Annotated in this window: 16 protein-coding genes and 1 pseudogene; 7 read left to right on the forward strand and 10 right to left on the reverse strand. The window is 70.4% G+C overall.

Features of this window, described 5'->3' with window-relative positions; genetic code table 11:
- Positions 1–34 precede the first annotated feature (34 nt).
- From DFQ15_RS09115 to DFQ15_RS09125, 3 genes are read left to right on the forward strand one after another with little or no spacing between them, the layout of a single operon-like run.
- Complete coding sequence (locus tag DFQ15_RS09115; RefSeq protein WP_110465679.1) at positions 35–2,290, forward strand: glycosyl transferase family protein; 2,256 nt, start codon at positions 35–37, stop codon at positions 2,288–2,290.
- A gap of 47 nt (positions 2,291–2,337) precedes the next feature.
- On the forward strand, positions 2,338–3,936 hold the full coding sequence (locus DFQ15_RS09120; RefSeq protein WP_110465680.1) for an NfrA family protein: 1,599 nt from the start codon (positions 2,338–2,340) through the stop codon (positions 3,934–3,936).
- Positions 3,937–3,946: 10 nt separating this feature from the next.
- Positions 3,947–4,864 (forward strand): alpha-amylase family protein, encoded by a 918-nt coding sequence (locus DFQ15_RS09125; protein ID WP_233504373.1) that lies wholly within the window; start codon positions 3,947–3,949, stop codon positions 4,862–4,864.
- Between the two features lie 240 nt (positions 4,865–5,104).
- Here DFQ15_RS09125 and DFQ15_RS09130 read toward each other — a convergent pair whose 3' ends face one another.
- Complete coding sequence (locus tag DFQ15_RS09130; RefSeq protein ID WP_110465682.1) at positions 5,105–5,407, reverse strand: VF530 family protein; 303 nt, start codon at positions 5,405–5,407, stop codon at positions 5,105–5,107.
- 55 nt (positions 5,408–5,462) lie between these two features.
- Positions 5,463–6,584, reverse strand: coding sequence for a serine hydrolase domain-containing protein (locus DFQ15_RS09135; protein ID WP_110465683.1), 1,122 nt, complete (start codon positions 6,582–6,584; stop codon positions 5,463–5,465).
- Positions 6,585–6,721: 137 nt separating this feature from the next.
- Between DFQ15_RS09135 and DFQ15_RS17800 the strand changes: the two genes are divergently transcribed.
- Both DFQ15_RS17800 and DFQ15_RS09140 read left to right on the forward strand, forming a co-directional pair.
- Positions 6,722–6,898 carry a hypothetical protein gene (locus DFQ15_RS17800; RefSeq protein ID WP_233504375.1) on the forward strand — a complete coding sequence of 59 codons (177 nt, stop codon included), beginning with the start codon at positions 6,722–6,724 and terminating at the stop codon, positions 6,896–6,898.
- Positions 6,899–7,009: 111 nt separating this feature from the next.
- The gene (locus DFQ15_RS09140) at positions 7,010–8,059 is read left to right on the forward strand and encodes a sensor histidine kinase (RefSeq protein ID WP_233504377.1); all 1,050 of its coding nucleotides are present in this window, start codon (positions 7,010–7,012) and stop codon (positions 8,057–8,059) included.
- Between the two features lie 489 nt (positions 8,060–8,548).
- Here the strand turns inward: DFQ15_RS09140 and DFQ15_RS09145 are convergent, their stop codons facing one another.
- The 4 genes from DFQ15_RS09145 to DFQ15_RS09165 form a co-directional block, all read right to left on the reverse strand.
- Positions 8,549–9,451: a hypothetical protein gene (locus DFQ15_RS09145; protein ID WP_110465684.1), complete on the reverse strand. Its 903-nt coding sequence runs from the start codon at positions 9,449–9,451 to the stop codon at positions 8,549–8,551.
- Between the two features lie 40 nt (positions 9,452–9,491).
- The gene (locus DFQ15_RS09150; RefSeq protein ID WP_110465685.1) at positions 9,492–10,547 is read right to left on the reverse strand and encodes a GNAT family N-acetyltransferase; all 1,056 of its coding nucleotides are present in this window, start codon (positions 10,545–10,547) and stop codon (positions 9,492–9,494) included.
- Positions 10,548–11,178: 631 nt separating this feature from the next.
- The gene (locus tag DFQ15_RS09160) at positions 11,179–12,549 is read right to left on the reverse strand and encodes an aspartate aminotransferase family protein (RefSeq protein ID WP_110465687.1); all 1,371 of its coding nucleotides are present in this window, start codon (positions 12,547–12,549) and stop codon (positions 11,179–11,181) included.
- A gap of 143 nt (positions 12,550–12,692) precedes the next feature.
- Positions 12,693–13,034, reverse strand: a complete 342-nt coding sequence (locus DFQ15_RS09165) for a hypothetical protein (protein WP_110465688.1) — start codon at positions 13,032–13,034, stop codon at positions 12,693–12,695.
- A 156-nt stretch (positions 13,035–13,190) separates the two neighbouring features.
- Between DFQ15_RS09165 and DFQ15_RS09170 the strand changes: the two genes are divergently transcribed.
- Both DFQ15_RS09170 and DFQ15_RS09175 read left to right on the forward strand, forming a co-directional pair.
- Complete coding sequence (locus DFQ15_RS09170) at positions 13,191–14,522, forward strand: type II toxin-antitoxin system HipA family toxin (RefSeq protein WP_110465689.1); 1,332 nt, start codon at positions 13,191–13,193, stop codon at positions 14,520–14,522.
- 6 nt (positions 14,523–14,528) lie between these two features.
- Positions 14,529–14,858, forward strand: coding sequence for a helix-turn-helix domain-containing protein (locus DFQ15_RS09175; protein WP_110465690.1), 330 nt, complete (start codon positions 14,529–14,531; stop codon positions 14,856–14,858).
- A gap of 79 nt (positions 14,859–14,937) precedes the next feature.
- Here the strand turns inward: DFQ15_RS09175 and DFQ15_RS09180 are convergent, their stop codons facing one another.
- From DFQ15_RS09180 to DFQ15_RS17805, 4 genes and pseudogenes are all read right to left on the reverse strand, one after another.
- Positions 14,938–15,921 carry a tripartite tricarboxylate transporter substrate binding protein gene (locus DFQ15_RS09180; protein ID WP_110465691.1) on the reverse strand — a complete coding sequence of 328 codons (984 nt, stop codon included), beginning with the start codon at positions 15,919–15,921 and terminating at the stop codon, positions 14,938–14,940.
- A gap of 219 nt (positions 15,922–16,140) precedes the next feature.
- A complete protein-coding gene (gene uvrA, locus DFQ15_RS09185; protein ID WP_110465692.1) occupies positions 16,141–22,206 on the reverse strand; it encodes an excinuclease ABC subunit UvrA in 6,066 nt (2,021 codons plus the stop codon).
- A gap of 206 nt (positions 22,207–22,412) precedes the next feature.
- A complete protein-coding gene (locus tag DFQ15_RS09190) occupies positions 22,413–23,399 on the reverse strand; it encodes a porin (RefSeq protein WP_110465693.1) in 987 nt (328 codons plus the stop codon).
- A 436-nt stretch (positions 23,400–23,835) separates the two neighbouring features.
- Positions 23,836–23,981, reverse strand: a pseudogene (locus DFQ15_RS17805) (IS630 family transposase); the annotation flags it as partial.

Genomic DNA, 23,981 nt, shown 5'->3' on the forward strand with positions numbered 1-23,981 from the left:
TGGACCGCACCCGCAGCACTCCGCAGGATAGGCCATGAACCTCGAATGGCAGATCGCCGCCGCCCAGCACTACGTGTGGCTGGAGGCCTTCGCCGCGGTGGTGGCCGTCGTCATCCTCGTCTCGAGCATCGACGACCTGATCATCGACGCCTGGTACTGGATACACCGGATCTGGCGCCGTCTCACCGTGCTCGACCGCAAGGACTACCGGCCGCTGGCCGCGGAACAGCTGCACGCGCGCCCCGAGCAGCCGCTGGCGGTGATGGTGCCGGCCTGGCTGGAATACGACGTGATCGCCCAGATGCTGGAAACCATGGTGGGCACCCTGGACTACCACCACTACCGCATCTTCGTGGGCACCTATCCCAACGACATCCAGACCATCGCCGAGGTGGAGCGGATGCGCGGCCGCTACCGGCAGCTGGAGCGCGTGGAAGTGCCGCACGCCGGGCCGACCTGCAAGGCAGACTGCCTGAACTGGATCATCCAGGCGATCGTGCTGCACGAGCAGCGCATGGGCGAGCCCTTCGCGGGGATCGTGCTGCACGACAGCGAGGACGTGCTGCATCCGCTGGAACTCAAATTCTTCAACTACCTGCTGCCGCGCAAGGACATGATCCAGCTGCCGGTGGTGTCGCTCAAGCGCGAGTGGCACGAGCTGGTGGCCGGCACCTACATGGACGAGTTCGCCGAATGGCATGCCAAGGATCTGGTGGTGCGCGAGAGCGTCACCGGCGTGGTGCCTTCCGCCGGGGTCGGCACCTGCTTCTCGCGCCGTGCGATCCAGGCGCTGCTGGACGGGACACACAATCAACCCTTCAACACCGACAGTCTGACCGAGGACTACGATGTCGGCTCACGACTGGGCAAGCTGGGCATGCGGTCGATCTTCGCGCGCTTCCCGGTGCAGTTCCGGGTGCGCCGTAAAAGCTGGTTCGGCCTGCGTCCCGACCGTGCGCTGACGGTCACCATGCCCCTGTGCGTGCGCGAGTTCTTTCCGGGCACGCTGCGCACCGCCTACCGCCAGAAGGCGCGCTGGGTGTTGGGCATCGGCCTGCAGAGCTGGGAGCAGATCGGCTGGAAGGGCTCGCTGACCACCAAGTACCTGCTGTTGCGCGACCGCAAGGGCATCGTCACCTCCTTCGTCAGCGTGCTCGCCTACCTGTTGGTGGCGGACTTCATCCTGCTGTGGATGCTCGACGCCACCGGCGCCACCGGCGTGCGCTTTCCCTCGCCGGTGGACGAGGGCAGCTGGCTCGGCACGGTGATCGGGCTCAACGCGATCGCGCTGGTGCTGCGGGTGGTGCAGCGGGTGTACTTCGTGCACCGGCTCTACGGCTGGGAACAGGCGCTGATGTCGGTCCCGCGCATGGTCGTCGGCAACGTGGTCAACTTCCTGGCGACGGCGCGCGCCTGGAAGCTCTTCCTCGGCCACCTGCTGCTGGGGCGGGACCTGGTCTGGGATAAGACCATGCACGACTTTCCGAGCACTGCCCAGATCGCCCGCACCCGCAGGCGCCTGGGCGATCTGCTCGGCGGCTGGCAGGCGGTCGACCAGGCCCACCTGGACGCGGCGCTCGCGGAACAGCGCACCCGCGGTGCGCCGCTGGGCCGCATCCTGCTGTCGCACGGCTGGCTCGACGACGAGACCCTGGCCGAGGCACTGGCCTACCAGTCGGGAATGCCGCGCGCATACCCGGACGCCACGGAGATAGAGCGCCATGCCGCATGCCTCCCCGCGCAGCTCTGCGTGCGCTGGCAGGTGCTGGCGCTCGGCATCGAGACGCCGGCCGAGCAGCCGTTGCCGCCCGCCGAGATCGGCGTACCGTCCGGCGCGCCCGCGGCCGCGGGCGCGCCGGTCGCGCTGCGCCTGGCGGTGGCCAGCCCGCTGTCCGACGAGGCGTCCGAGGCCCTGACTGCCGCCGCCGGCATGCCGCTGCTGCAGTCCATCGTCCGCGAGAGCGAGATCGTCGCCGGCCTGCGCCTGCTGCGCGGCGGCCAGGAGGGATTCGCCCCGGACGCAGCGCCGCTGCTGGGCCAGTTGCTGGTCGATCTGGGGCTGGTGAGCCGCGATGATTTCGGCAGCGCGCTGGTGCGCTACCGCCCGGATACCGACGGGCGCATCGGCGACTACCTGGTGGCGCGGGGCGTGGTGTCGCGCGCCGCGGTGGAGCGCGCGATCGCCGCCCAGCGCGAGCGTTGGCATGCGCCGCCGCCGGATCCGCTGCCGCCCGGTCCCTGGCGCGGCACGGGCGGTGGCCTGGGGCCGCCCCCGATGGTGCGGGCATGAGGCGGGCCGACCTGTCATGCCTGCTCGGCCGCATGGTCCGGCGTGGAATGCCCGCGCTGCTCGCGGCCGGTGCATCGCTGCCCGGGCTGCCGCATGCGGCTACCGAGGAACTTCCCCTGACGGGTCCTGCCTACCGCCTCGCGGACGAAGCGTACCGGGCCTACGACCGGGGCAACTACGCCGCCGCTGCCGCGCGGGCGCGGGAGGCGATCCGCCTGCGGCCGGATGTGCAGCGGCTGCAGGCACTGCTGCGCGCGTCCGAGGATGCCGCGCAACGCCAGACGCGCGCGGCAGACAGCGGTGCGGTATCGCCGCCGATACCCGCTCGTGCGGTTGCCGTGCGCCGCGCCGCGTCCCCGCGGCCGCGAGCCCGGCCCGGGCGGGTACCGGCTGCGAGCGACGACATGTCCCTCCCGGGTCCACCCTACCGGATCGTCGGCGCCCCCGACACGGGCGATGGCGACGGTGATGGCGACGGTCACCCGATGCTGCAGATAGCCAGGTCTCTGGCCCGCCCTCCCGCGGCGCGGGCCGCAGGGCCGGCGCCGGTGGAGCCAGCGCCGATGGCGGATGCGGGCCCCGGCACGCCCGTATTCGTGCCGTCGGCACCGGCCGGTCATGTGGAACAGGCCTACGGGTTCCTGCGCGACGACCGGTCGCGCGAGGCGGCAACCGCCTTCGCACACGCGGACCGGAGCGGCAGCCTGCGCCCTGCGCACCTGCTCGACGCGGCCTATGCCAGCCTGCGGGCAGGGGATTCTTCGGTGTCCGCCGCCTATTTCCGCCGTGCGCTCGATGCCGCCGACGCCGGCGAGATCGTCCTCGATCCGCAAGCTCGTCAGGACATCCGCCTGGCGGTGGCCGATCAGGAACGCGCCGGCGGCGCCAGCGCGGCGCTGTTCTACCGGGGTGGCGGAACCCTGCCCGGACTGGCCACCGACACGGGCAGCACCGGCACCGCCGGCGACCGCTCCGACCGCAGCGTGCAGGCGGTGGCCGAGGGCTACTGGCGCCCCCGCGAACTCAAGGGCTTCGCCGGCGGCGGCACCTTCGTCGACCTGTACGGCCGCGTGCTCGGGACGCCGTACAGCGGTGCGGGCTATGCGGAGGGCGCGTCCAGCGCGCAGGCCGCGGTGGGCGTGCGCGCACGGCCGCTGTCGGCGGTGAACCTGGTAGTGGCCGCGGAACGGCTGGTCAAGGTCGGCTCCGCCAGCCGCAGCGACTGGCTGCTGCGCGCGGGCATCTCCGAGAATTTCGGCGTGGCGCCGCGGGTGGACCGCGACAGCTGGTGGTCCGGCGACGGCTACGCCGAAGCCGGCCGCTACCTGCAGGCGGGAGAAAAATACCTGGTGTCCGAAGGCAGGCTTGGCCGCAGCTGGCGACTCGACGCCGCGGATCGCGGCTGGCCGGGTCTGTCGCAGGCGACGCTCATGCCGCACGTGGTGCTTGCGGCAGACTACAACACCGGCTTCGCCCGGCCGCGCGCCGTGGGCGCGGGCGTCGGGATGAACCTGCGCAGCTGGTGGCGCGAGGATGCGCGCTCCGGCCCGCGCTCCTATGCCGACCTGTCGGCCCAGTACCGCTGGCGCGTGGCGGGCGACGACCGGGCCGGCGGCCTGGTGCTGCGGCTTTCCTACAACTACTGAAGATCGACGCTTGCCGCTGCCCCGTCACCCGACCCTCCGACACGTTGTCGGCGCAGCTCTGACGGGTGCGCTGTTGTCGCTGACGGGCTGCCACAACGCTCCGGCACCCGGCGCCCAGGCGGCCGTTCGCATCGCCGGCACCGTCTGGCAGCCCGATGCGCAGACCCTGCATCCTCAGGGCATCTGGGAGCGCCTGGGCGCCAGGACCCTTTTGGTTCAGTGGACCGCCCGGGACGGCCGTGCCTTCGTGGACGGATGTCCCGGCCCCGCGGCGGCGGAACCGTCGCCCGGCGGCGCCCCGGCGGCGCCAACGCCCGACTGGCAGCGCATCGCGCGCGAACCGTGGGCCGGCCAGGTCATCCTCGGCCTGGCGGCCCATGGCGACGAGGCCAGCGCCCGTCGTGGTGTCGACGGCCTGGTGGCGCAATCGCGTTGCCTGGCGGGCCGCGCGACGCCGCTGAACGTGACCGGCTGGTATTTTCCGGTCGAGGTCGACCCCAGTTGGCAGGACGCCGCCGGCCTGGCGAAGAAGCTCGAGGGCCTGCCGCGCCCGCTGTGGATCAGCGCCTACGACGGCACCAATGTCGGTCCCGACGCCCTGGCCGCCTGGCTCGGGGGCTGGTTGCCTTCCGACGTTGGGGTGTTTTTCCAGGACGGGGTGGGGGTGCACGCGCGCAGTGCGCCGGTGGCGCGCGACTACCTGGTGGCCCTGCAGAAAAAGCTGGGCAAGCGGCGCGTCAAGCTGATCGCCGAGGCCTTCCGACCGGCGCCCGGCGGTGGTTTCCGTCCGGCGACGCCCGAGGAACTGGTGCCCCAACTGGCCACCTACGGCGGGCACGAGGTGTTCCTGTTCGACGGCCCGCACTACGTGGACAACGCCCTGGTCGAGGCACTGCGCGACAAGCTGGTGCCGCCGGGTGGGCGCTAGGGCGCGTTATGCACTTCGACGTACCCGCGTGGGTCCCGCAGGCGGGCGATCGCAAGGCGCGGGCCGCCGCCCGAGGCCCGCGCCTGGGCAAGGGCCGCAACGCCGCGAGCGCCTGCCTGCGGGACCCACCCTTCGGGAAAGCCGGGCAGAGGCCCGGCGGGCGATGGGCGCAGGACGGTGAGATGGACGACTGCGGCCGCGGTCGATCCGCGGCCGGCGATTGCGCTGCCGACCGGACCCTCAAGAAGCGCCCCGCCCTCGCGGGGCCCGCCGAACATCCCGCAGCATGAACAGGTACAGGCTCTCGACCTTCTCGCGTGCCCAGGGCGTTTTGCGCAGGAATTTGAGGCTCGACGACACGCTGGGGTCGTGGGTGAAGCAGCGCATCGGCGCCCGATGGGCGAGTTCGTTCCACCCGTAATGCTCGGCCAGGGCGGTGACGATCGCCTCCAGCGTCACCCCGTGCAGCGGATTGCGGGGCTGGGTCGACCGTTCGGCGGGCGGCGACGGTGGGGCGGGTGGGGACGGCGGAGGCTGCTGCATGGCGGGGATTTTCGCCGCTTCCCGGCGGCGGACGCGGTGGGGGGTGCCGGCGGGCTCAGAGCGCCCCGTAGACCAGGTTGGGGAACAGGTCGCACAGCGCGTCGAGCATGCCGGGCGCCTGGGTCAGCAGGATGCCGAACATCTCCTCCGACGGGTCGACGAAGAACACGGTGCCCGCCATGCCGCTCCAGCCGTAGCTGCCGGCCGAGCCCTGGCGAGCGGCCAGGCCGTCCTCGCGCCGCACCGCCACGCCCAGGCAGAAACCGTAGCCCGCGGGCAGGAGGGCGCCCGCCACCGGAATCGTGCCCAGGTGGTCGGCGGTCATCCAGGCGATGGTCTTGCGGCCGGCCAGGCGCACGCCGCCCAGGGTGCCCTGCCCCAGCAGCAGCGACAGGAAGCGGGCGTAGTCGGCCGCGGTCGAGACCAGGCCCCCGCCGCCGGATTCGAACACCGGTGGCAGCGTCGCATCCAGCAGCGCGACCGGCGCGCCGTTCCGCGGATCGGCCGCGAAGGGCTCGGCCAGCCGACCGCGCTGCGCGGCCGGGAGGTGGAAGGCGGTGTCGTGCATGCCAAGCGGGCCCAGCACCATGCGCCGCAGCAGCACACCCAGCGGCTCCTGGCATACCGCCTCCAGCACGGCACCCAGCACGTCGGTGGCCCGGCTGTATTCCCAGGCGGTGCCCGGCTGGTGCACCAGGGGCAAGGCACCCAGGGCGGCGGCCTGCCGGGCGTTGCTCAGATCCCGGGCGCCGAGGCGGGCGGCCTGGTAGTCGTCCTGCACCGGGCCGGCGTCCCAGGCATAGCTCAGGCCCGCGGTGTGGCGCAGCAGGTCGTGCAGCGTGGCCGGCCGCGCGGCCGGCACCCGGCGGCCGTCCGCGGTGCGCACCTGCTGGTCGGCGAAGGCCGGCAGCCAGTGGGCGACGGGCTGGGACAGCAGCAGCCGGCCCTGCTCGGCCAGCATCAGGACCGCCAGCGACACGATCGGCTTGGTCATCGAGTAGATGCGGAACAGCGTGTCGAGCGCCATCGGCCCGCCTCCCGGCGCGCGGACGCCCAGCGCCCCGGCATGCACCGTCTCGCCGCGGTGGTGGACCAGGGCCACGGCGCCGGGCAGCAGGCCCCGGTCGATGTGGTGCTGCAGGGCGTCGTGGAGGGGACGGAATCGGTCTGCGGTCATGGGTGCGGGCTTCGAGGTAAGGCGGTGTCCAATCCTCCACCATAAGCCCCACGCGGCGACGCGGCGTGTCGCGCAGGCGGTGGGCCCCGTGGCCGGATGGGTAACAATGGTTTTTTACCCCGCTGCCGCCCGCCCGAATGCCAGCCATCGAAACCGAACTCGCCGACCTCGCCCTCTACCTCGAGCAGCGCCGCGAGGCCCTGCTGCAGGCCTGGCGCATCGCGGTGTTCGAGGACCCGGCGCTGACCACCGGTCAGTCGCTGCCGCGGGTGCAGCTCAACGACCACATCCCGGCGGTGCTCTCCGCCTTCTAGAAGCAACTGGCCCGGGCGGCCGCGACCGACGCCGAGGAGCCGGCCGGTGTCGGCCAGGATGCGGCCGCGCACGGCCTGCAACGCTGGCAGCAGGGTTACGACCTGCGCGAGGTGACCCGCGAGCTGGGCCGCTTGAACGAATGCATGGTGGTCGCGCTGGAAGCGTATGCCGAAGAGCGGCCCACCCTGCCGCATGCGGTGATGGCCACCGCGCGCCGCCTGTGGGCCAGCGTCTGCAGCGTCGGCATCGAGGAAAGCACCTGCCAGTATTTCCGGCTGCAGCAGATGGAGGCCGCCGGCCACGTCCATGATCTGGAGAGCGCGCTGGAATCGATCCAGGAGCTGGAGCAGCAGCGCGCCGACCTGTGGCAGCAGGTGGCGCACGACCTGCGCGGCAACGTGGGCGTGGTGGCCAACGTGACCCGCGGCCTGACCCGCAGCGGCCTGCCCGACCCGGCGCGCGAGCGTTTCCTGCGCATGCTGGAGCGCAACGTCGGCGCGCTGCACCACCTGCTAGACGACGTGACCAGCCTCGCCCGGCTGCAGGCCGGCAAGGAGCGGCGCGACGCGGCGGTGGTCGATATCGGCGCACTGCTGCACGATCTGTGCGAGGCGCTGCAACCGGCGGCGAGCCAGCGCCAGCTGTACCTGCGCGCCGAAGGGCCGGCGTCGTTCGTGGTCGAGGCCGATGCGGTCAAGACGCGGCGGCTGGCGCAGAACCTGGTGCTGAACGCGATCAAGTACACGACCGAAGGCGGCGTGGCGGTGCGCTGGGGCGACATCGACGGCGGCGCCGACGGCCAGCGCTGGCTGCTGGAGGTGCGCGACACCGGCCCCGGCTTCCATGCCGGCCCGGGCACGCCGCTGGCCGGTGCGCTGGAGAGCGCGACCAAGCTGCAGCCGGTGGCCGAGAACACGCGGGGAACCGCTGCGGCGACGGTGGAAGCGGTGGAGGCCACCGCGACGGTGAAGGCCGCGGTGGCCGGGCATCCGGCGGATCCGCGGCCGGTGCAGCAGGGGGCGGGGGAAGGGATCGGGCTGTCGATCGTGAAGCGGCTGTGCGAGTTGCTGGATGCGACGGTGGAGCTGGAGTCGGGGGCAGGGACGGGGACGACGTTCCGGGTGTTGTTGCCGCGGGTGTTCGGGGGGGTTGCGGCGTAGGTCTGCTGCGGCTCTTGCTCCCTCTTCCTCTGGGAGACAGCGGGGGCGAGGGCCGCGACCTGCTTGCGATCCACTGACGGCTGTCGGGCCCGTGCCCGGCTGTCCTGCATGGCTCCCTCTCCCCCTGGGAGAGGGTGGGGGCGAGGGCCGCGCCCGGCTTTTCTGTGCGGCTGCTGCTTTTCGCTGTGCTGACCGTGTCGGGTCCGGAGGCGGGGATTTCGCCCCCGCGGGCGAGTCGCTTCTTTTGCTTCGCCAAAAGAAGTAACCAAGAAAAGGCGACCCCACGTGCTGCGTCCCTCCGCTGCGCTGCGGGCAACCTGCGGTGCTCGCGGCAGGCGGGGTCCCTCGGCTGCTGCCGGCTGCGCGGCAGTGACGCCGGGGCCTGCGGCGGCATAGGGGTCGTTCTTGGTGAAATGTGCCTGTCGCCGGCTTGCAGCGCCGACCATCAGCTACCAATTCAATAGCAATGCGTCGAAGTCGCCGGCACCGTCAACCTGCGCTTCTCAGCTTCTCCAGCAAGCGCTGGTTGAACGCATCCTGCCCGGCCTGCCACCGCCGCAGCGTGTCCGGCGCGATCTCCGTCTGCTGGCCGTCGCCGGCGCTCAGCCAGCGCTTCCAGGCGGTGGCGTACCGATACGAGGACACCTCCCCCGTCACGTCGCTGCCCGCCACCTGGCCGCGCAGCGCGCCGATAACCGCATCCGCGTGGTCGGCCCGCAGCACGCCCTGGTCCCAGTTGGTGCGCACCACGTCGGGGGCGAAGGCGTCCTTGTCGATCGAGAGGTAGGTCGGCTGCGGGTCGGCGGCCAGGGTGACGCACAGGGCATCCACGAGGGCGTCGCCGTCGGGAAAGCCGCGGAAGGCGGCGCCCAGGCCCAGCCAGCGGGACCAGCCGGTGTCGACGCCGGTGCTCCAGTAGCGGAGCTTGCCGGTGCAGAGTGGCGTGAGGTAGTTCTCCCAGGCATGGCCCCGACCGATGTCGCCCGAGGTGATGCCCACCACATGCACCTGCGAAACCTGCGGCAGCAGCGCGGCCTGGCGCACCCAGGAGCCGCAGTGGATGCCGAAGGGAAAGCGCATGTTGTCGGGGTGATTGTCGAGCACCACGATGCGCAGCGGGCGCTGGGCGGTGAAGGCCCGCGCGGCGATGCAGCGGGCCACCAGCGGGCCGCTCAGGTGGTGGAAGTCGCCGCTGCCCATGAACACGGTGCCGTGCGCGCCGAAGGCCGGCATGCGGGCGTCGAGCAGATCAGCGAAGCGCCGAAAGCGCGGCAGGCCGCAGCCGAAGCGCACGGCCTCCTGCCAGTCGTGCAGCGGCAGGCGGCACTCGCCGGGCAGCGGTCCGACGGAGTCGTCGATGTCGAGGACGACGGGCGGCGCGGCGGGATTCACCGGGCGGCCCCTCGCGAACCCTGCAGCACGAAGTGCCCGCTCATGCCTGCTCGCTCCACTGCCGATCGCTCTCGAAATGCCCGGCGAAGCGCCGCGCCAGCGCGCGCAGCAGCGGGTTGCGCACGTAGACCAGGTGCCGGGTGAAGCTGAACCGCGCGCCCAGCTGCGCCTTGACCTGCGGATCGGTCCAGCCCGCCACGTAGTGCGACAGGCCGCGCGCGATCGCATACTCGAGGTTGACCATCCAGCTCACGAAATACAGGTTGGCCTCGCGCGCCGCGGGGTAGGCGAAGCCGATGTACTTGTCGACCAGCTGCCCCCGGTGCTCGAAGCACAGGTTCCAGCCGATCAGCGCGCCGTCGGCCACCCGCCGATATTCGAAGACCGTGCCGCCGGCCGCCGCGTCGCGCAGCACCGCCGCGAAGAAGTCGCGCGACAGCTCGTCGAAGTGGATCTCGCTCTGCGCATACACCCCCCGGTACAGCGCGTAGTACGCATCGACCACCGCGTCGTCGGCGAACGCGTCGCCGGTCGGCACGCGCCGGACGGTGACGTCGGACCGGCTGCGCAGCTTGCGCTTCAGGTTCTTGCGCCGGCCGGTGGAGAGCCGTGCGAGGTAGGCGTCGATGTCGGGAAAGTCGATCGGCACATAGGCCAGCGCCTGCCCCTCGACGACGATGAAGCCCTGCGCGGTGCAGGCCGCCGCCAACGCATCGGCATGCGCGTTCTCGGCGTCGGTCAGCAGCGGCGACGCCTGCGGCAGGTCCTTGACGATGGTGAGCCGGTACCCCGGCGCCACCGCCACCCGCAGCGCATGGGCCAACGCCGCCGGCGCGGTGGCCGCAGGCAGCGGTGCGTACTCGGTGACGGTGGTGCCGACGAACGCGGTTCGGACGCGCAACCACCGCGACCAGCGCGCGAACAGCGGCAGCCCCGCAACGCGCTGCTTGAACCCGTCGTCCGCCGTGGTCAGCAGATCGAACGGCGCCACGAAGGCCGGCGCCGGCGCCGCATGCAGCACGGCGAACCCGCGCGGCGGGTGCCGCCGGAAATGCGCAAGCAGCGACGGCGGTTCGAGCTGGTTGAAGTGCGGCATGGATCAGCGGAATATGAATGAAAGATGCCCCCAGCCGGCACAGAACACCGACCATCAGCTATAAAAACCGTAGCAACAGCACCACCGACATCCCACCCATGCATGGGTGCTGCTCCCCATCCCAGGCGTCACTGCCGCGCAGCCGGCAGCAGCCGGCAGCAGCCGAAGGTCCCCGCTCCCAAGCCCCTCGGGATGCGCCGAGGAGCGCAGCGGCAGGCGGATCAGGGCTCGCGTTGTTTGACCGGAGCGAAGCGCAGGGAGTTTAGCGAGACCCCGCCTGCCGCGAGCACCGCAGGTTGCCCGCAGCGCAGCGGAGGGACGCAGCACGCGGGGTCGCCTTTCTTTGGTTCCTTTCTTTGGCGAAGCAAAGAAAGGGACTCGCCCGCGGGGGCGAAATCCCCGCCTCCGGACCCGACACGGGCAGCGCAGCGACAAGCAGCAGCTCCATCCATCAGCCGGGCGCGGCCCTCACCCCAACCCTCTCCCAAGGGGAGAGGGAGCAAGACCGGGGAGCCGGGTCGCTGGCGCAACAGCTGTCAGTGGTTGGCAGGCCGGGCGCGGCCCTCACCCCTGCCCTCTCCCAGGGGGAGAGGGAGCAAGACCGGGGAGCCACCACCACCGGCAGCGCCGATCAGCCCCGCTTCGCCTTCACCAACAACTGATCCAACAGCACCATCGCCTCGTCGATCTCCGGCCGGGTGATCATCAGCGAAGGCGCGAACGTGATCACGTTCTTGTAGTACCCGCCCACGTCCAGCACCAGGCCGCGCTTCTGCCCCTGGTACTCCAGCGAGCCTTCCAGCCCCATGTCAACCATCTTGTCGAGCAGCGCCCGGTTCGGCGTGAAGCCGTCGGCCTCGCAGATCTCGGCCCGCAGCGCCAGGCCCAGGCCGTCGACGTCGCCGATCTCGGGGTGCCGCGTCTGCAGGTCGCGCAGGCCGTCCAGGAAGTACGCGCCGCTGTCGCAGACCTGCTTGCCGAAATCCACCTCGTGCGTCAACTTCAGCACTTCCAGGCCCAGCGCCGTGCCCAGCGGGTTCGACGCGAACGTGGAATGGGTGGAGCCGGGCGGGAAGATCGTCGGGTTGATCAGCTCCTCGCGCGCCCACAGGCCGGAGAGCGCGTTCAAGCCGTTGGTGAGCGCCTTGGCGAACACCAGCACGTCGGGCTGCACGCCGAAGTTCTCGATCGACCACAGCTTGCCGGTGCGCCAGAAGCCCATCTGGATCTCGTCGACCACCAGCAGCACGCCGTGGTCGTCCAGCACCTTCTTCATGCCCTTGAAGTAGTTGGGCGGCGGGATCACGTAGCCGCCGGTGCCCTGGATCGGCTCGACGTAGAAGGCCGCGTATTCGCACTGCCGGGTCTTCGGGTCCCACACCGCGTGGTATTCGTTCTCGAACTTGCGGGCGAAATCCTGCACCAGGGAATCGCCGTACTCCTCGGCGTTCATGCCCTTGGGCCGGCGGAACGGGTACGGGAACGGCAGGAACTGCGCGCGGTCGCCGAAGTGGCCGTAGCGGCGGCGGTAACGGTAGCTCGAGGTGATGCTGGAAGCGCCCAGCGTGCGGCCGTGGTAGCCGCCCTCGAAGGCGAACATCAGGCTCTTGCCGTTGCTGGCGTTGCGCACCACCTTCAGCGAATCCTCGATCGCCTGCGCGCCGCCGACGTTGAAGTGCACCCGGCCTTCGCGGCCCCACTTGGCTTCGGCGTCCTGCGCGATCCACTTGGCCAATTCGATCTTGGTGGGGTGCAGGTACTGGCTGGCGATCTGGGGCAGCACGTCCAGCTGCCGCAGCATCGCATCTTCCAGGCGCTTGTTCTTGTAGCCGAAGTTGACGGCCGAGTACCACATCTGCAGGTCCAGATACGGCGTGCCGGCCTCGTCGTACATGTAGCTGCCGTTGCAGCCGGAAAAAATCTTGGGCGGGGTGACGTAATGGACCGTATCGCCGAAGGAACAGTATTTCGCTTCGTCGGCCAGCAGCTGCGCATTGCTCATGGAAAAGCAGGACTCCAGGGTGTGTCGTGTGATGAACTCCGCGGAGTCTGGCGGGGCAACCTTGACCGACTGTCGAGCGTTTGTGTGCGCTTGGTGGAGGTTCCGCCGCCCTGCCGCGCGGGCGGCATTCGTCCTCAATCCATTCAGCCGGCCGACGCATCCAGGTCGGCGTCGCACCCCTGGCCCGCCGCGATCCAGCGCCGCGCCCGGCGGCCGATCCAGGGCGCCAGCCAGCGCCACCGCGGCGACAGCACCTCGGCCGGCGCGGTCACCATGCCGCAGCGATAGCGCGCCTGCCCCTCGTCCCAGCGCAGCGCCACGCACGCCCCGGTGCGCCGCCCGCTCACCAGCATCCCCACCGGGCACGGCTCGGCCAGGCAGCAGATGCCGCAGCCGTTGCAGGGCGCGCCGAATGCCGGTTTGGATGGCGCTTCGCGGTGGATCCACACGATGGTCGGGGATGGCGTATCGGGCGCGGGGATCATCGGCCGATTGTCCGGCGTTGGGCTTCACACCCATGCCACAGATGCAGATGCATTCCCTCCCAAAAAATCCGTACCTCGGCAGCAGTTTCCTTTTACCCGTAAAACCATACGAATCATCTGCAATCAGTGACCTATTCGTTCTAGAATTTCGTGTAAATGCAAGACACCTGCACTATCCAGCTCCAGCTGGACGACCGGTGGCGTGATGTCGCCCAGGTGCGTCTGCTCGGTCCGGCGAACGAAGGCTGGAAGGCCGCGACCTATTCGGGCTATGCGGTCGAGTGGGCTTTCGAACACCCCGGCGCCACCGATGCGCATGCGCTGTGCGCACGCTGGCCGGTGGGCCTGGAGCCGCTGCAAATCCCGCACTGGCCGGTGTTTCTGATCGACATGCTGCCGCAGGGCTTCGGCCGGCAGCAACTGCTGCGCCGCTTCGGGCGATCGCCCTCCGCCGGCGTGGTGGCCGACTGGCCGCTGCTGCTGGCCGGCGCGGGCAACCCGATCGGCCATCTGCGGGTGAAGGAAGCCGCCGAATGGCTGGGGCGCAACGCCGGCGCCACGCGCGGTTTCACCGACGACGAAGTGGCCGAGCGGGGCGACGCGTTCGCGGAGTACCTGGCATCGCACGGCCTGTTCGTGGCCGGCTCGTCGGGCGTGCAGGGCGAATGGCCCAAGGTGCTGCTGACCCGTGCCGACGACGGCCTGCTGTATCTCGACCACACCCTGCCCGATGCGCGGGCGGTGGCGCACTACATCGTCAAGTTCGGCCGCGGCACCGATCCCCAGCTGGCCAGCATCCTGCGCCACGAGGCGCCCTACATGCGCATAGCCGCCCGCCTGGGCCTGCGGGTGCACGCACCGCTGATGCTGCGCCATCGTGCGCTTTTCATCCCGCGTTTCGACCGCCGGGTGGAGGCAGGCCGGGTCGTCCGGTTGGCGCAGGAGAGCATCGCCACCCTCACCGGCATGCCCGGCTTCGAGGCGGTGCCGAGCCACGACCAGGTCTGCCGCGAACTGGTGCGGCACTGCACCGATCCGCAAACGGAAGTGCTGGAGTACCTGCGGCGCGATGTCGCGAACCTGGCGCTGGGCAACAAGGACAACCACGCCCGCAACACCGCCGTGCAGCGCGACGCCGAGGGCCGCATCGGCCTCACCCCGCTCTACGACTTCGCGCCGATGTACCTGCACCCCGACGGCATCGCGCGGCGCATCCGCTGGACCGACAACGACGGCGGCCGGCCGGATTGGCGGCGGGTGCTCGACAGCGTGTGCGAACAGGGCGAAGCACCGCGTCGAGCCGGTCGCCGCGGGAAGAGCGCCGGGTTGCAGCGCGCGCCGCTGGCCGCCGGCCTGCGGGCGATGGCGCCGCTGCTGGCGCAACTCGCCTCCGAGAAAAACCAGGACCATGGCCTGGATGCGGAGCTCATCGCCCATCTCCGGCCGGGCATCCGCGCCCTGGCCGCGGCCCTCGCCGAAGTGGAATAGCACCGCATGGACAAACGCTTCAACGCCCTGCCCCTCGCCGCCCAACTCGACCTGCGCCGACAGGCGGTGGGAGACGTGCTCGCGCACCCGGAATGGTCGCTTCCGCAGGCGGTCCGGCACCTGAAGAAGACCATGCGGCTGACGACCGCGGAGATGGCACGCCTCTCAGGTGTCGGCTACCGCACGATGCAGGACATCGAACAGGAGCGCAGCGACGGCAGCGTGCAGACGATGAACCGCATCTTCGGCATGCTGGGCCTGAAGCTGGGCGTGGTGCGCAAGGCACCCACTGCCGCAGCGCAAGGAATGCCGGACGACAAGGGCGGAACGCCGTAGCACGGCCGGCGCACACGGCGGCGAACCCGGCGCTGCGCCGAACCGGGTGCGGCGCGGACCAGGGCGGCCCGCAGCTTTGTCAGGCCGGCTTCGCCAGGCCCAGCTTCTCCACCAGCGCCTTCTCGCGGGTGAAGGTGTCATGCGCGAACCGGGCGTAGTCTCCCGACGACATGTAGTTGGGCAGCATGTCGTAGCGGTCGAGGGCCTGGACATAGGCCGGCTCTTCCATCGCGGTCTTGAACGCGTCGTGCAGCCGCTCGACCACCGCGGCGGGCGTGCCGCGCGGGGCGCCGATGCCGAAGGGCGAGTTCTGGACCACGTTCAGGCCCAGTTCCTTCAGCGTCGGCGCGTCGGGGAACTTGGCCAGGCGCTGTTCGCCCCAGGTGTTGAGCACCCGCAGCTTGCCGGCCTCGACCTGCGGCGCGAAGCCGGTGCTGTCGGCCGCGGCCATCACATGGCCGCCCACCACCGCCTGCATCAGGTCGGCGCTGCCCTTGTAGGGGATGTGGTTGAGCTGCAGGCCCAGCTGCTGCGCGACCAGTTCGGTGGTCAGGTGAGGGCTGGTCATGGTGCCGGTGGAGCCGTAGCTCAGCTTGCCGGGGTTGGCCTTGGCGTAGGCGACGAAGTCGGCCCAGGTCTTGATCGGGCTGTCGGCGGGCACGACGATGCCGAACGCATAGCCGGTGACGTTGATCACGTAGCTGATGTCCTTGACCGGGTCCCACGCGATCTTGGTGGTGTAGGGCAGACGGAACACGCCCAGCGGAATCTGCGCCAGGATATAGCCGTCGGCCGGGGACGACTGCAGCTGCTGGGCCGGCAGGGTGCCGCCGGCGCCGGGCTTGTTCTCGACGATGACCGGCTGGCCGAGCAGCTTCGAGGCGTTCTCGGCCAGCTGGCGCATCGTGATGTCGGTCGGGCCGCCCGCGGGAAAGGCGATGACGAGCTTGACCGGCCGCGCGGGAAACGGTGCACCCGGCTGGGCAGGGGCCGCGGGCACGCCGGACAGGGCGGCCGCGCCCAGGGCGCCGGCGGCGCCCTGGAGCAGTTGGCGACGGTGCATGGAAACTCCTTGGAGAATGCGGACATACGGTGCCTTCCATTGGACGTACGCCGACCGTCGCGGTCATCGGGATTTACGCCCGGCGTGTCGCGCGCGGGACCCGGCCTCCTGCCGATCCGGCCTGACCGTTTCGGAAAGAAAAATAGCCGAGGCCTGCGTACGGCGCCGACCTCCAGCTATTCTTTTAATAGCATCGCATTCGACGATGCGCGGTTGGCCCTAGCGCGCCAGCACCGCCTCCAGCGCCCGGCCGGTATGGGTGCCGAGCCGCACCACGTCCTCGGGCGTGGCGGTGGCCACCACCCGGCCGCCGCCGGTGCCGCCTTCGGGGCCCAGGTCGATGACCCAATCGGCCTCGGCGATCACGTCGAGGTCGTGCTCGATCACCAGCACGCTGTGGCCGCCGCGCACCAGGCGGTGCAGCACCTGGATCAGCTTCTCGACGTCGGCCATGTGCAGGCCGACCGTGGGTTCGTCCAGCACGTAGAGCGTGTGCGGCGGCTTCTGGCCGCGGCGGGTCGGCTGCGGCGCCGGGCCGCTCCCGAGCAAGGCCGCGCCCCCCTCGGGGGGGCCTTCGCCGGAGGCGAGTGGGGGCAAGGGAAATTCGTCGCGCACCTTGCTCAGCTCGGTCACCAGCTTGATGCGCTGCGCCTCGCCGCCCGAGAGCGTGGGCGACGGCTGGCCCAGCGTCAGGTAGCCCAGGCCCACGTCCTGCATCAGCTGCAGCGGATGGGCGATGTTGGGCATGCTGGCGAAGAAGCCGACCGCCTCGTCGATCTCCATCTGCAGCACGTCGCCGATGCTCTTGCCGCGCCAGGTGACGGCCAGCGTCTCGGGGTTGAAGCGGGCGCCGTGGCAGGTCTCGCAGGGCACCTTCACGTCGGGCAGGAAGCTCATCTCGATGGTGCGCACGCCCGCGCCTTCGCAGACCGGGCAGCGGCCATCGCCGGTGTTGAACGAGAAGCGCGCCGGCGCATAGCCGCGGGCCTTGGCCTCCAGCGTGTCGGCGAAGAGCTTGCGGATCACGTCCCAGAAGCCGATGTAGGTGGCGGGGCAGCTGCGCGGTGTCTTGCCGATGGGGGTCTGGTCGACCTCCAGCACCCGGTCGATGGTCTGGTAGCCGTCCAGGCTCTCGCAGCCGGTCCAGGCGGCATGCTTGCCGGCGTCGTCGGCCTCGCGGCCGGCGCGGGTGGTGCGCTGCTGCACGCCGGCCTGGACGCTCGCCAGCAGCACGTCGCGCGCCAGGGTCGACTTGCCCGACCCGCTGACGCCGGTGATCGCCACCAGGCGCTTGAGCGGCACGTCGATGTCGACGTCCTGCAGGTTGTGCAGCCGCGCGCCGCGCAGCTCGATCCAGAAAAGCTCAGGCCCCCCCGGCTTTTCACTGCGCTCCGCTCCGTGTAATTCTCCACCCCCTTCGGGGGAGGCGCGGCCGCTTGGGAGCGGCCCGGCGCTGGCCGCCTCCACCACCGGGCGGCGCGGCTGCAGCGGATGCCTCATCGCGTGCAGCAGGTAGCGGCCGGTCTGCGAATCGCCGGCGGCCTGGATGTCGGCCACCGATCCCTGCGCCACCAGCCGGCCGCCGCGCTTGCCGGCGCTGGGGCCGATGTCGATGATGTGGTCGGCCCGGCGGATGGTGTCCTCGTCGTGCTCCACCACCACCAGGGTGTTGCCCTTCTCGCCCAGCTTGTGCAGCGCGTTCAGCAATATCTGGTTGTCGCGCGCATGCAGGCCGATGGTGGGCTCGTCGAGCACGTAGCAGACGCCCTGCAGGTTGCTGCCGAGCTGGGCCGCCAGCCGGATGCGCTGCGCCTCGCCGCCCGAAAGCGTGGGCGCGCCGCGGTCGAGCGTCAGGTAGCCCAGGCCCACCTCCTGCAGGAAGGCCAGGCGGCTGCGGATCTCGGGCACCAGGTCACGGGCGATGCCGGCCTCGCGGCCCTCCATCGCCAGCGCCTCGAACCAGGCCGACACGTCGATCACGCTCATCCGCGCCAGGGCGGCGATGCCGGTCTCGCGGAACAGGACCGCGCGGGCCACCGGGTTCAGCCGGGTGCCTTCGCAGGTGGGGCACACCGCGTCGGCCACGTCGGCGGCCTCGGGCTCGGCGAAGGTCTGCTCGCGGCCCTTCTGGTCGTCGGCCAGCACCGAGTCGTCGAAGACCTCGCGCTGGTCCTTGGTCAGCTTGACGCCGGTGCCGACGCAGTCGGTGCACCAGCCGTGCTTGCTGTTGTAGCTGAACAGGCGCGGGTCCAGCTCGGCATAGCTGGTGCCGCAGACCGGGCAGGCGCGCTGGGTCGAGAACGCGTGCAGGTTGCCGACGCCCACGGTGGATTCGCCCGCCTTCAGCGCGGCCTCCAGGCCCTCGATGTCGGCCAGCACGTGCACCGCGCCCTTGCCGTGCTCCAGCGCCAGGGCCAGGGCGGTGCGCAGCGCGGCGTCGTTCTCGGGCACCATCCTCAGGCTGGCGATCGGCAGCTCGACGATGTGTTCCTTGAAGCGGTCGATGCGCGGGAACCGGGTGGTGGGCAGGAAGTTGCCGTCGACGCGCAGGTGGGTGTAGCCGCGCGGCCGGGCCCAGTCGGCCAGTTCGGTGTAGACGCCCTTGCGGTTCATCACCAGGGGCGCCAGCAGGCCGATGCAGCGGCCCCGGAAGTTCTTCATCAGCTGCGCCGCGATGCTCTCGGGCGTCTGCGGCCGCACCGCCGCGCCGTCGTGGATGCAGTGCTGGACGCCCAGCTTGACGTACAGCAGCCGCAGGAAGTGCCAGACCTCGGTGGTGGTGCCGACGGTCGATTTGCGGCCGCCGCGCGAGAGCCGCTGCTCGATGGCCACCGTTGGCGGAATGCCGTAGACCGCGTCCACCTCGGGCCGGCCCGCCGGCTGCACGATGCTGCGGGCATAGGCGTTGAGCGATTCGAGGTAGCGGCGCTGCCCTTCGTTGAACAGGATGTCGAAGGCCAGCGTCGACTTGCCCGATCCGCTGACGCCGGTGACCACGTTGAACTTGCCGCGCGGGATGTCGACCGTCACGTTCTTCAGGTTGTGCTCGCGGGCGTTGACGATCTGGATCGCGTCGGCGCCCGGGCCGGTGGCCGCGGCGCGGCGGGCCCGCACGAGGGTCTGCAGCGGCGTGCCCTCCTCCACCGCGGTGGGCGTGGCGAAGCCCAGGGCTTCCTCGTATTCGCGCAGCGCCCGGCCGGTGTGCGAGGTGGCGTGCGCCCGCAGGTCGTCGGGCGTGCCTTCGGCCACCAGCAGGCCGCCGGCCTCGCCGCCCTCGGGGCCCAGGTCGATCAGCCAGTCGCTGGCGCGGATGACGTCGAGGTTGTGCTCGATCACCACCAGCGAATGGCCGGCATCGAGCAGCTTGCGCATGGCGCGCATCAGCTTCGCGATGTCCTCGAAATGCAGGCCGGTGGTGGGCTCGTCGAACAGGAACAGCGTGCCCTTGCGCGCCACCGGCTGGCGGCTGGCGGTGGCGCTCTTGGCGGCCTCGGCCAGGAAGCCGGCCAGCTTGAGCCGCTGCGCCTCACCGCCCGAGAGCGTGGGCACCGGCTGGCCGAGCTTCACGTACTCCAGGCCCACGTCGACGATCGGCTGGAGGGTGCGCAGCACCTCGCGGTCGCCCTTGAACAGCTCGGCGGCCTCGCTCACCGTCAGATCGAGCACGTCGGCCACGTTGAGCAGGCGGCCGGCCCGCTCGACCTTCACCTCCAGGATCTCGTCGCGGTAGCGCTTGCCGTCGCAGTCGGGGCAGCGCAGGTAGACGTCCGAGAGGAACTGCATCTCCACATGCTCGAAGCCCGATCCGCCGCAGGTGGGGCAGCGGCCGTCGCCGCTGTTGAAGCTGAACTTGGCAGCGGTGTAGCTGCGCTGGCGGGACAGCGGCGCGGTGGCGAAGATCTCGCGCACCGCGTCCCAGGCGCCGACGTAGCTGGCCGGGTTGGAGCGGGCCGTCTTGCCGATCGGCGACTGGTCGACGTAGACCACTTCCGAGAGGTGGTCGGCGCCCATCAGCCGGTCGTGCGCGCCGGGCGTCTCGGTCGCCTTGCCGAAGTGGCGCAGCAGCGCGGGCGCCAGCACGTCCTGCACCAGGGTCGACTTGCCCGAGCCGCTGACGCCGGTGACGGTGACCAGCCGCTGCAGCGGGAAATCGACCGTCACGCCGCGCAGGTTGTGCTCGCGGGCGTTTTCCAGCACCAGGCGGGGCGTGCTCTCCGACACCGTCCGCTGGAAACCCATGCCGACCTGCTTGCGGGCGCCCATGTAGGCGCCGGTGAGGGTGTCGGCGCGTTTCAGCGCCTCGGTGGTGCCGTCGAAGACGATCTGCCCACCGCGCTCGCCGGGGCCGGGGCCCATGTCGATCACCCGGTCGGCGGCCAGCATGACCGCCGGGTCGTGCTCGACCACCACCAGGGTGTTGCCGGCGTCGCGCAGCCGGTGCATCGCCTCGGTGATCCGGCCCATGTCGCGCGGGTGCAGGCCGATGCTCGGCTCGTCCAGCACGAAGAGGGTGTTGACCAGCGAGGTGCCGAGCGCGGTGGTCAGGTTGATCCGCTGCACCTCGCCGCCCGACAGCGTGCGGCTCTGCCGGTCGAGCGTCAGGTAGCCGATGCCGACGTCGTGCAGGTAGCGCAGCCGGGTGGTGATCTCCTCGTAGAGCAGCTTGAGCGCGTGGCGCTCGCCCGGTTCGGCCACCAGGGTGTTTTTCATATCGAAAATGCCTGTAGCCGGCTTCACGTCCCGACCACCCGCTATGCTTTCAGTAGCAACAGGCATGGCCGACACCCGGTCGAAGAAGCGGCGCAGCCGCTCGATCGGCAGCATCATCAGGTCGTGCAGGCACAGGCCCGGCAGCGCCTCCAGCCGGTCGCGCGACCACTTCACGCCCTCGGGCATGAAGCGCTTCTCGGGCGGCAGCACCGCGTCGGCGTCGTCCTTGGTGCCGATGCGCCAGAGCAGGCTTTCCAGCTCCAGCCGCGCGCCGCGGCAGGTGGGGCACGGGGTGTAGCTGCGGTATTTGGACAAGAGCACCCGGATGTGCATCTTGTAGGCCTTGCTCTCCAGGTACTCGAAGAAGCGCTCGATGCCGAACCAGTGCTGGTTCCACTTGCCGTTCCACTGCGGCGAGCCGTCGATCACCCAGGCCTGCTGGGCGGGGGTGAGCTTGTTCCATGGCGTGTCGCGCGGAATGCCGGCCGTCTCGGCATGGCGCATCAGGTCGTCCTGGGCTTCCTTCCAGGCGGGCGTCTGGATGGTCTTGATCGCGCCGGCACGCAGGGTCTTCTTCTCGTCGGGGATCACCAGGCCGTAGTCGACCCCTATCACCCGGCCGAAGCCGCGGCAGGTGGCGCAGGCGCCGAGGGCCGAGTTGAACGAGAACATCGACGGCGTCGGCTCGGCGTAGCGCAGGTCGCTCTCGGGGCAGTGCAGGCCGGTGGAGAAACGCCACAGCGCGGCCTCGCCGGCCTCGGCGCCGCCGCCGGCGTAGACCGTCATCCGGCCGGCGCCGCGCTTGAGCGCCACCTCGATCGCCTCGACCGCGCGCGCCTTCTCCACCGTGCCGATCCTGAACCGGTCGGCCACCACGTCCAGCACCTTTACCGCCCCCACGCTCCCCACTGCGTGTCGTTCGCTGCCCCCCGGGGGGACGCTCGCTTGCTTGGGGCGGCCCGGCGCTGCGCTCGTGCGCGCCGCGTAAGTCCTGGCTTCCTCGCGCTCGGCCTGGACGCGGGTGAAGCCGCTGGCCGAGAGCCACTGCTCCACCTCTTCGGCCGAGGTGCCGGCCGGCAGTTCCACCGGGAAGGTGACGACCATGCGCGGGTCCTCGGCGCCCTGCGCCACCGCGGCGGCGGCACGCGCCTGCAGCTCGGCCAGGATGGTCTCGGGCGTGTCGTGGCGCACCGGCAAGGCGGTCTCGCGGTCGAAGAGCCGGGCCGCGCGGGCATAGAGCAGCTTCAGGTGGTCGTTCAGTTCGGTCATCGTGCCGACGGTGGAGCGCGACGAGCGGACCGGGTTGGTCTGGTCGATCGCGATCGCCGGAGGCACGCCCTCCACCTTGTCGACGGCCGGTTTGTCCATCCGGTCGAGGAACTGGCGGGCGTAGGCCGAGAAGGTCTCGACGTAGCGGCGCTGGCCTTCGGCGTAGAGGGTGTCGAACACCAGGCTCGACTTGCCGGAGCCGCTGGGCCCGGTGACCACCGTCAGTTCGCCGGTGCGAATGTCCAGGTCGAGGTTCTTGAGGTTGTGCTGGCGAGCGCCGCGGATACGGATGGCGCCCTGGGACATGCGATGGGTCTCGTGTGGGGTGGCGGAACATGGGAGCGGTCCGACCGGCTCCGAACCCCCTGTTATGCGGCCATTTCGGGTCGAAACAAGCGCAAGCGGCGCGGCTGTCGCCGTTCTCCTACATACCCGGCGCGGCCTCCCGCCCGGCCCCACGCCGGACGTGAAAAATCCGCCACGCGGGCGGATTTCCGGGGAGCGGCGAGAACTCAGAGGTTGTGACGGATGCCGGCCGCGACCGAGCTGAATTTCTGGCCGGCGGTGCCCACGTTGTAGACCGCGTTGCGGTCGTTGTTGACGCGGGTGTAGTAAGCGTAGACCTTGGTGCGCTTGCTCAGCTTGTAGTTGTAGGCGATCGTGGCCTGGGTGGCACCGCTGTCGGCCACGTTCTTGTAGCTGTCGGCACGGCCCACGTTCAGGTGCAGCTCGGACGCGCCGAACAGGTAGGCGCCGGCCAGGCGGAGGTTGTTGCGCTCGCCGCCGTTGACCACGTAGGCGTTCTTGTCGCGCTGGTAGTAGCCGCCGACGATGAACGGGCCGACGGTATAGAGCGCGCGGAAGGCGGCCTGGCGTGCGATGTCGAGGTGGGTATAGCCGGCGCCGAGTTCCAGCGCGCCCAGCTTGTAGTTGGCGGCCAGGTCCTGGGCGTACTTGCCGTTGGCACCGGCGGCGGCGGGGGTGTTCTTGATCTGCTCGTGCAGGCCCACCGCGGCTTCGACCGTCAGGTTGGCGATGCTCGGCGTGCGGTAGGCGACCTTGTTGGTGTCGCGCATCACGTAGGCATACAGGGCATCCGACGAGGAGCCGGTGTCGTGGTTGTGCAGGCTGACGTAGTCGGCGGTCGCGAAGTACGACTCGGCGAAGAAGCGGCCCAGGCGCACGGTGCCGAAACCGCCCGACAGGTTCACTTCGCTGCGTCGACCGAAGAAGGTGGCCGCGGCGGCACCGGTGTCGGAGTTGAAACCGCTCTCGAGCTGGAAACCGGCCTTCAGGCCGCCGCCCAGGTCCTCGGTCCCGACGAAGCCGAAACGCGAGGCGTTGTTGAACACGCCGCCGACCGTGGCATCGCCCGTCTTCTGGCGCTCGACCGTGGTGTTGACGCGGCCGTACAACGTCACGTTGCTCTGCGCATACGCGGCACCGCTCGCGAGAACCGCCAGCACCAATACCGCTTGTTTGAACTTGATTTTTTGCATCGGTTTTCCTCCGCCCTGTCCGCCTCGCCCCGACATGGGGCCCCTCCGACCAGAACTACGGCACGACAAGGCTGGGGGATGCTAGCAATGATCGCGCCCGGTTGCGCTCCCATTTAATATCAGTAGAAACCCCACATGACAAACGACGCACGGGGTGGCTGGAGACGTCGGGACATGCCGGATTCCGGGCGCCGGCGTCTGCCGAAAACGCGCACCGGAGCCTTGCGAGCGTCAGGGTTCGGCCGGCGCCATGCGCAGTGCTATGAAGAAGAGGTTGCCACCGCCGTCGGCAACGGCCACCGCAAGGTGCGAAAGAACCGTAGCGAGCAAGCCCGAGTGCGCGGCGAGGACCGCAGCCGTACTTCGGTACGGTGGAGAAACGCAGAGGCGCAATCGGGCTGCGCAGCGGGTTATTTCGTACCTTCCTAGTGGTGTCTCAAAAATAAGCCGAACTAAGTTTGTGGGCAGCCCGAGCGACCTTTGCGAGGATCGTATCGGCGCTCTTGTGCCAGATGAAAGGTTTCGGGTCGGCGTTATGTCGGTCGATGTATTGCCGGATGGAGCGCTCCAGATCGGCCACGC

The sequence above is a fragment of the Xylophilus ampelinus genome (assembly GCF_003217575.1).
In the GTDB taxonomy this organism is placed as follows: Bacteria; Pseudomonadota; Gammaproteobacteria; order Burkholderiales; family Burkholderiaceae_C; genus Xylophilus; species Xylophilus ampelinus.

Bases quoted from the DNA above. Each gene is read 5' to 3' on its own strand.
- DFQ15_RS09115 (WP_110465679.1), top strand. From the start codon at position 35: ATGAACCTCGAATGGCAGATCGCCGCCGCCCAGCACTACGTGTGGCTG.
- DFQ15_RS09120 (WP_110465680.1), top strand. From the start codon at position 2,338: ATGCCCGCGCTGCTCGCGGCCGGTGCATCGCTGCCCGGGCTGCCGCAT.
- DFQ15_RS09130 (WP_110465682.1), bottom strand. From the start codon at position 5,407: ATGCAGCAGCCTCCGCCGTCCCCACCCGCCCCACCGTCGCCGCCCGCC.
- DFQ15_RS09135 (WP_110465683.1), bottom strand. From the start codon at position 6,584: ATGACCGCAGACCGATTCCGTCCCCTCCACGACGCCCTGCAGCACCAC.
- DFQ15_RS17800 (WP_233504375.1), top strand. From the start codon at position 6,722: ATGCCAGCCATCGAAACCGAACTCGCCGACCTCGCCCTCTACCTCGAG.
- DFQ15_RS09150 (WP_110465685.1), bottom strand. From the start codon at position 10,547: ATGCCGCACTTCAACCAGCTCGAACCGCCGTCGCTGCTTGCGCATTTC.
- DFQ15_RS09160 (WP_110465687.1), bottom strand. From the start codon at position 12,549: ATGAGCAATGCGCAGCTGCTGGCCGACGAAGCGAAATACTGTTCCTTC.
- DFQ15_RS09165 (WP_110465688.1), bottom strand. From the start codon at position 13,034: ATGATCCCCGCGCCCGATACGCCATCCCCGACCATCGTGTGGATCCAC.
- DFQ15_RS09170 (WP_110465689.1), top strand. From the start codon at position 13,191: ATGCAAGACACCTGCACTATCCAGCTCCAGCTGGACGACCGGTGGCGT.
- DFQ15_RS09175 (WP_110465690.1), top strand. From the start codon at position 14,529: ATGGACAAACGCTTCAACGCCCTGCCCCTCGCCGCCCAACTCGACCTG.
- DFQ15_RS09180 (WP_110465691.1), bottom strand. From the start codon at position 15,921: ATGCACCGTCGCCAACTGCTCCAGGGCGCCGCCGGCGCCCTGGGCGCG.
- uvrA (WP_110465692.1), bottom strand. From the start codon at position 22,206: ATGTCCCAGGGCGCCATCCGTATCCGCGGCGCTCGCCAGCACAACCTC.
- DFQ15_RS09190 (WP_110465693.1), bottom strand. From the start codon at position 23,399: ATGCAAAAAATCAAGTTCAAACAAGCGGTATTGGTGCTGGCGGTTCTC.